Source organism: Undibacterium sp. TC4M20W, assembly GCF_049340245.1.
Taxonomy (GTDB): domain Bacteria; phylum Pseudomonadota; class Gammaproteobacteria; order Burkholderiales; family Burkholderiaceae_D; genus Undibacterium.
The window spans coordinates 526,201-533,263 of sequence record NZ_JBMPPI010000001.1; the positions used below are offsets into that span (position 1 = coordinate 526,201).

The 7,063-nt window shown below is 49.0% G+C and carries 5 protein-coding genes; all 5 read right to left on the reverse strand.

The features are described 5' to 3' along the window. Positions 1 to 17: 17 nt before the first annotated feature. On the reverse strand, positions 18 to 836 hold the full coding sequence (locus ACO0LL_RS02515; protein ID WP_422949311.1) for a CheR family methyltransferase: 819 nt from the start codon (positions 834 to 836) through the stop codon (positions 18 to 20). After that, the gene (locus ACO0LL_RS02520) at positions 826 to 4,350 is read right to left on the reverse strand and encodes a response regulator (RefSeq protein WP_422949312.1); all 3,525 of its coding nucleotides are present in this window, start codon (positions 4,348 to 4,350) and stop codon (positions 826 to 828) included. The genes ACO0LL_RS02515 and ACO0LL_RS02520 overlap by 11 nt, the downstream gene beginning before the upstream one ends. Positions 4,351 to 4,792: 442 nt before the next feature. Next, positions 4,793 to 5,311: a NuoB/complex I 20 kDa subunit family protein gene (locus ACO0LL_RS02525; RefSeq protein WP_422949313.1), complete on the reverse strand. Its 519-nt coding sequence runs from the start codon at positions 5,309 to 5,311 to the stop codon at positions 4,793 to 4,795. Between the two features lie 67 nt (positions 5,312 to 5,378). Next, positions 5,379 to 6,275 (reverse strand): lysostaphin resistance A-like protein, encoded by an 897-nt coding sequence (locus ACO0LL_RS02530; RefSeq protein ID WP_422949314.1) that lies wholly within the window; start codon positions 6,273 to 6,275, stop codon positions 5,379 to 5,381. 123 nt (positions 6,276 to 6,398) lie between these two features. After that, positions 6,399 to 6,842, reverse strand: a complete 444-nt coding sequence (locus tag ACO0LL_RS02535) for a carboxymuconolactone decarboxylase family protein (RefSeq protein WP_422949315.1) — start codon at positions 6,840 to 6,842, stop codon at positions 6,399 to 6,401. Positions 6,843 to 7,063 lie beyond the last annotated feature (221 nt).

Sequence of the window (7,063 nt, forward strand, 5' to 3'; positions counted from 1 at the left end):
GGGCATGGTCGCGTCAGTCAAATCTTGCGGAACAAACGATCTTGCTTTGACAATGCTGTGAACTTGTCCGCATAGGCAGAGAAGTCCAGGCTTTCTTTACTGCCCAATGTCAGGAAACCTTTATGACAAAGCGACTCATGAAACAAACCCAGTGCCCGGTTTTGCAAGCCCTTGTTAAAATAGATCAGCACATTGCGACAGCACACCAGATGCGTTTCTGAAAATACACTGTCGGTTGCCAGACTATGGTCGGCAAAAGTAATATTCTCTGTCAGGCTACGATCAAACAGGGCCGTGTCATAGGCGGCAGTGTAGTAATCAGACAAATTATGCAGGCCACCAGACTTTAGATAATTGCTGGCATAGCTCTCGATTTTTTCTAGCGGATAAATACCCTTCTTGGCTGTTTCCAGTGACTGCGGATTGATATCTGTGGCATAAATCAGCGTACGCTCCAGCAAGCCCTCTTCACGCAGCATGATGGCCATGGAATACACTTCCTCACCTGTGCTGCACCCGGCAATCCAGATTTTGAGAGAAGGGTAAGTTTTCAAAAATGGCAAAACCTGTTCGCGCAATCCAAAAAAATAAGTCGGATCGCGGAACATCGATGAAACAGGTATCGTCAGGAACTGTAGTAATTGCGAAAACACTTTTGGGTCATGCAAGACTTTTTCCTGCAATGCAGAAATAGTCGCACATCCCAGTTGATTGATGGCGTGCGACACCCTGCGCCTTTGTGAAGAACCGGCGTAATCACGAAAATCATAGCTGTACTTGAGATAGATTGCTTCCATCAGCAAGCGCAGCTCTATGTCATTAATACTAATCTGCATGGCGCTCCAGGTGTGGCATCCAAATACGTAACAGTGCATACAGGCGGTCAAGATCAATAGGCTTGGCCAGGTAATCCGTGGCGCCAGCCAGCATGCATTGTTCCTGATCGTCTTTCATTGCTTTGGCTGTCACCGCAATGATGGGCAATTTCTGGAAGCGTGCATCCTGCCGTATGCGGCGGGTTGCTTCCAGCCCGTCCATGCCCGGCATCATGACATCCATCAAAACCAGGTCAATATCGGGCACTTCATCAAGTTTGGAGATGGCCTCAAAACCATTGCGGCCTATCTGCACATTCACGCCTTTTTGCTCCAGTGCACTGGTCAGGGCGAAAATATTGCGGACATCATCATCGACCAGCAAAATCTTGCGACCTTCAAAGATACGGTCACGGCTACGCACCTCTTTCAGCATATTCTGCGCCTGCGATGGCAATTGCGACTCTACCTTGTGCAGGAACAGCGTCACTTCATCAAGCAGGCGCTCTGGTGAGCGTGCACCTTTCAGGATGATGGAGCGCGAGTATTTCATCAGATCAGCTTCTTCTGCCTGCGTCAGATTCCTGCCTGTGTAGACTATCACAGGCGGGAAGGACGGGATATTTTCCAGCGTCATGCGTTGCAATAACTCATGCCCCTGGATGTCTGGCAATTTGAGATCAATGATCATGCAATCGAATACCGTCGTGCGCAATAACTGCAAAGCCTGCTCACCCAGTTCTACTGCGGTAATTTCCACATTCAAATCACCCAGCAACTGGATGACGCTGTCTCTTTGACGTGCATCATCTTCGACCACCAGGATACGTTTGATTTCCTGAGTAAATTTCTCTTCCAGTTTATGGAACACATTTTTCAACTGGTCACGTGTCACCGGTTTATTCGCATAACCTATCGCACCCAGATGCATGGCGGCATCACTGCGCTCCATGCCCGATACCATATGGATAGGGATATGACGGGTCAGCGAATCTTCTTTCAATTGCTGCAAAACTGTCAGGCCAGAACGGTCAGGCAGGCGGATATCCAGCAAGATAGCATCTGGCAAGAACTGACGTGTCAGCGCCAGCCCTTCTTGCGCGCTTTGTGCAACCAGACAATTGAACTGCATCTCATGCGCCAGCTCATACAGGATGCCTGCAAATGTCAGCTCATCCTCGATAACCAGGATGGTGCGGTTGCGGGTAGACAGATTAACCCTGTCGTCCGGGAATTCGACAGTCGCGACTGCCATCACAGTTGTGGGCTCAGGTGGACTCGCAGTTGCAGAAGACTGCTGGGCGGCGGGAAGCTGCGCTGCTGTCGTTGTCGTTGTAAATGCAGATGCAGAAGCAGGCTGTCGCACAGCTTGATTTTCAGTCACTACCGGAGTCTGCCATTGCTCTGGCAGCGTCAGGGTAAATGTACTGCCCTTGCCTATCGTACTGCAAACCCGGATACTGCCACTCAACAATTTGCTAAGGTCGCGCGAAATTGACAAGCCCAGGCCAGTGCCACCATAACGGCGGTTAATCGTGCCATCAGCCTGCTGGAATGCCTCAAATATCGTTTCATGCTGGTCTGCTGCTATGCCTATGCCAGAATCAGACACGGCAAAACTGATCATGTGATTTTGATCTGCAGCAATACGTAAAGTCACGGTCCCGGCTTCGGTGAACTTGATGGCATTTGATAACAGGTTCTTTAATATCTGATCTACCCGTGCAGGGTCGGAGACGATCAAGTCTGGCGCACCAGGCTCGATTTCTACTGCGAATGTCAGTTTCTTCTGGTTTGCCAGAGGCTGGAAAGTCCTGCTTAATTCTTCTGCCATTCTGCGCAAGACTATCTGCTGCGGGCTCAGTTCCAGCTTGCCCGCTTCTACCTTGGAAATATCGAGAATGTCATTGATCAGATTCAGCAAATCATTGCCAGCAGAATAAATAGTCTGGGCAAACTTGATCTGTTCATCATCCAGATTACCCTTTTTATTATCCGACAACAGCTTGGCCAGTATCAATGAGCTATTAAGAGGCGTGCGCAATTCATGCGACATATTCGCCAGGAATTCTGATTTGTACTTGCTAGCTCTTTGCAAATCCTGGGCATTTTTTTCCAGCTCGACTTGCGCCGTATTCAGGGCGGCATTTTTACGGTCCAGCGCGCCAGTCTGTTCTGTCAGTTGATCATTGATTTGTTCAAGTTCAGCTTTTTGATTTTCCAGATTTGCTTGTGATTCTTCCAATACACGTGACTGTTCTTCCAGCTCTTCATTGGCGGTACGCAGTTCTTCTTGCTGCACCTGCAGTTCTTCATTCAATTGCTGGGTTTCTGCCAGCACATCCTGCAATTGCTGACGATACAGTGCGGCACCTATGGAGGTGCCTATATTATCTGCAAGCAGTTTGAGCAAGTCGAGATCACGCTCCTGCACAGAGTCCATGAAACCCAGTTCCACGACACCAATGACTTTGGCTTCATTGGAGAAAGGCAGCAACACCAGCATTTTTGGTTTGCTACTCCCCAGGCCAGAGGCTACTTTCAGGTAGTTATCTGGAACATCACGCAATGTCAATATACGGTTTTCACTGGCCGCCTGCCCGACCAGGCTTTCACCCCAAAGGAATGAATTCCCCAGATTTTCATCTTTGGAAAAGCCATAAGATGCGACTCTTTGCAGTACATTATTGCCTTCACGCACATAAAAAGCAGCAACACTGACATTCAAATATTTTGCCAAAAATTCAAGTACACGATCTCCCACAGCGGGTGCCGCCAGTTGACCTATGACTTGCTCGGTCAGTTCAGTCTGACCAGATTTCAACCACGCCTGCTGCTGCAATACCAGCGCATGATCTGCATGTTTTTTGAGGGCATTACTATAAGAAGTAGACAGACTCAGCAAATCACGCCTGCCCAGCATGGCCAATAAACCAGCGAGTATTAGTGAAATCGTCAGGTAGATACCAATAATCATCGTGACAGTTTGCTTGGATGCGTTATTACGCTCCCATAGCAAACTTCTTTCCATCGTAATGGCATCATCGAACTCATTGCGTATCTGGGTAAACAAGGCCCGGCCACGCCCGGCACCGATGGCAGCCAGATAGTCTTGCTTGTTACGCTTCATGTCTATGATGCCCAGCGAGTATTTTTCCCATTCGGCTTGCAGACTTTGTATGCGTTTGAAGCGGTCGACTTGCACAGGATTATCACTGACCATCTGTTCCAGGCTGTGCAGGCGGTTGGCTATTTGCGATTTATCAACATCATAGGTAGCAAGAACACTTTCCTCACCTGTCACCAGATAACCACGCATGCCACTCTGCAAATTGACAGAGTATTGTGATGCTTCATTGATATTGGCGATCACCTGTACGGTATGCTCCACCCATTTCAGCGCAGACAATAAATAGAAAATCATGCCGACAAAGATGGCGGCACTGATCACGCCAACCACCAGCGGGAGTGAAATATTGCGGAAAAGGATGCGCTTGAAATCGTCCTGGTCAGTTTGGGAGACTGGCGTGATCATGCTTTTTCCTGCCTTTGCATAGGGAAGAAGTTGACTGAATAGGGCCTGGTACTGTGTCTTTGGGTACTCATACGTTTTCCGGTTCGTTCTGATCGCAGTATTGATTCAGCATTCCTGGATACGGCAACCAGGCAAACACCGTATCCCTGTCTGGCTATTTATGCACAGCAGGGGAATGTCAAAATTCTTTAATTTTTGATTATATAGTTTTTACAATCAGAATCCCATTCGGCAAAAATCAATGAGAAATTGCAGATTGTAATAAATCCATGCAGGATCTTGTGTGCGATAGCTCTCATAGCGCATACCGCGCCATGCAGCTTGATTGGGAAATAGATGCGGGGAGATGCGAGGATTTGTGCGGGGAACTACAGGGAAATGCATTTTGATGGGGCAAAAGAAGCATGCCCCCGTATTTGCACAAGCAGGAAAAGGCTAGCAGCTAGCGCTCTATCATGGTCTTGCTGCGTATCTTGCGCTGTAATTGTATGATCCCGTAAATCAGGGCCTCGGCGGTTGGTGGGCAACCGGGTATGTACACATCCACAGGCACGATACGGTCACAACCACGCACCACTGAATATGAGTAGTGATAATAACCGCCACCATTCGCGCATGAACCCATGGAAATGACATAGCGCGGTTCTGCCATCTGATCATAGATACGGCGCAGGGCGGGTGCCATTTTATTGGTCAGTGTACCGGCGACGATCATCAGGTCAGCCTGCCTGGGGCTGGCCCGCGGTATCATGCCAAATCGCTCCATGTCATAACGTGATGCTGCTGCCTGTATCATTTCCACGGCACAGCAGGCCAGGCCAAAGGTCAGATACCAGAGGCTATTGGTTTGTATCAGTTTACTGACGTCGTCCAGACGCGTCAGCAAAACATTGTCTTCTCTAATGACTTCCAACTCTTCCATCATGACTCCTTGTATTAGCGACAGGGGCAGTCTAGCCATGACAATTAATTCATACTTGTATCAGTACGACGGATTTGTACCGACACGTCATGCTGGCAAAAAAATATCAAGCCAACCTCGGATAAGTAAATAAAACAAAGTGATACAGATTAAAAGCCGCATGCGTGAGTATCACCCACTCCAGCCTGCGAGTCCGGTGGTAGATGATGGCATAACCCAGCCCGGCAACTGTCGCCAGTGCAGCATATTGCGTACCGCCACCCAGATGAGACAGGCCAAACAAGATTGCCGACACGGCTATCGCCAGATAGCCATAGGCTGACTTGTTACCCAGACGGTAGATGGCTTCCTGTATCAGACCACGGAAAAATGCCTCTTCTGCCACGCAAGTCAGCACCAGGTTCACTGCAAAGAAGAGCAGGGTTGATTCTGGCAGCTTGGGAAGAAAGCGGAAAAATTGCATCGCCAGGCCCAGCCCTGTGAGGACGGCGATCGTCAGCAAGGCTGGCAGGGCAATGCGCTTGCCATCTGCCAGGAATTGTTTCCAGCCGCTGGCACGCGAACAAAACAGACTCAGCAGTAAATAACCTGCCATGCCTTTATCAAAATTGGCATACAGCGTAAACGGGATGGCATCATCGCTGAACCTGACTTTGTCCAGCAACAGGATATTGTAAAAGCCGGGCACTTTGTGCATCGCCAGTAACAGCGCTACCAGCAGTGCCAGCACGCCGGCGACTATGCGCAAGGCAAGTGGAAAAGTATTCCTGACGCTCGCCCACAGCAAGAGTGCCAGAACCAGCAGTACCACCGCTGCCACAGGTGAGATGAGGCCGCTGATCAAAGCCAGTATTCCTGCCATTACAGCAAGCAGGTGATCGGGTACCAGATTTTTGACAGGCCCGGCCAAAACTATTGTGGGTAGCCACGCTGCCGCGATGGCGGCATACAAGAATAAATACGGAAGTATCTGGAGGAATGGCAACTCAGGCACTGTAGTCATGGGAATAATCCTGTCAGGCAGTTGTTCAGGTCATACAAGACCGCCAAGGATAAATAATTTTATAAAAATGTCAATATTTATCCTTGAGCTTGCACTGGCCTAACTGACGACTACTGCTACGAATTAGCGCATGCTGAAACTTTTTCCGCTGGCGATGGCAATGCGGTTCCACGCATTCATGAGGCCAATCACAAATGCCAGATCTACCAGTTCTTTTTCAGTGAAATGCTTTGGCAATTCCTGTTGCAGCGCTTCATCGACATGTTTGCCTGCGATATTGGTCAAGGCTTCGCTCCAGGCCAGTGCAGCCCTTTCTTTTTCACTGAAACAAGGAGCTTCGCGCCAGCATACGAGGCTGTTGAGACGCTGGAAATTGTCGCCATGCTCGAGCAAGTCATGTGCATGCTTGTCTACGCAAAAGGCACAGCCATTGATTTGAGATACCCGCAAGAACACTAGGTCAATGAGAGATTTGCCAAGGCTGCTGGCATCCAGCACCGTGTTGACGCCAGCAAGGGCTTGATAAGCGGCAGGTGCCAGGCCAGGGAAATTGAGTTTGAGTGTCATGATAATTCTCCAGTTTTTGAATGAGTCAGCGAAATTGCTTTCTTCATCTATAAGACGCTGGAGAAAACCGGTTTGTGACAGGTAACTGAAAAATAATTAAATTACCTCCGGCAAAGCCGGAGGTTTATTGCTGGGGCGCCTCAAAGGCGCTGGTAACCCTTGATCCGCCTAAAGGCGGCTACAGTCCCAATTTCATTTGGTCGTAACGCTCATCTTCCTGC

Excerpts from the sequence above, each read along its gene's own strand:
- ACO0LL_RS02520 (WP_422949312.1), bottom strand. The coding sequence starts at position 4,350 with ATGATCACGCCAGTCTCCCAAACTGACCAGGACGATTTCAAGCGCATC.
- ACO0LL_RS02535 (WP_422949315.1), bottom strand. The coding sequence starts at position 6,842 with ATGACACTCAAACTCAATTTCCCTGGCCTGGCACCTGCCGCTTATCAA.
- ACO0LL_RS02515 (WP_422949311.1), bottom strand. The coding sequence starts at position 836 with ATGCAGATTAGTATTAATGACATAGAGCTGCGCTTGCTGATGGAAGCA.
- ACO0LL_RS02530 (WP_422949314.1), bottom strand. The coding sequence starts at position 6,275 with ATGACTACAGTGCCTGAGTTGCCATTCCTCCAGATACTTCCGTATTTA.
- ACO0LL_RS02525 (WP_422949313.1), bottom strand. The coding sequence starts at position 5,311 with ATGGCTAGACTGCCCCTGTCGCTAATACAAGGAGTCATGATGGAAGAG.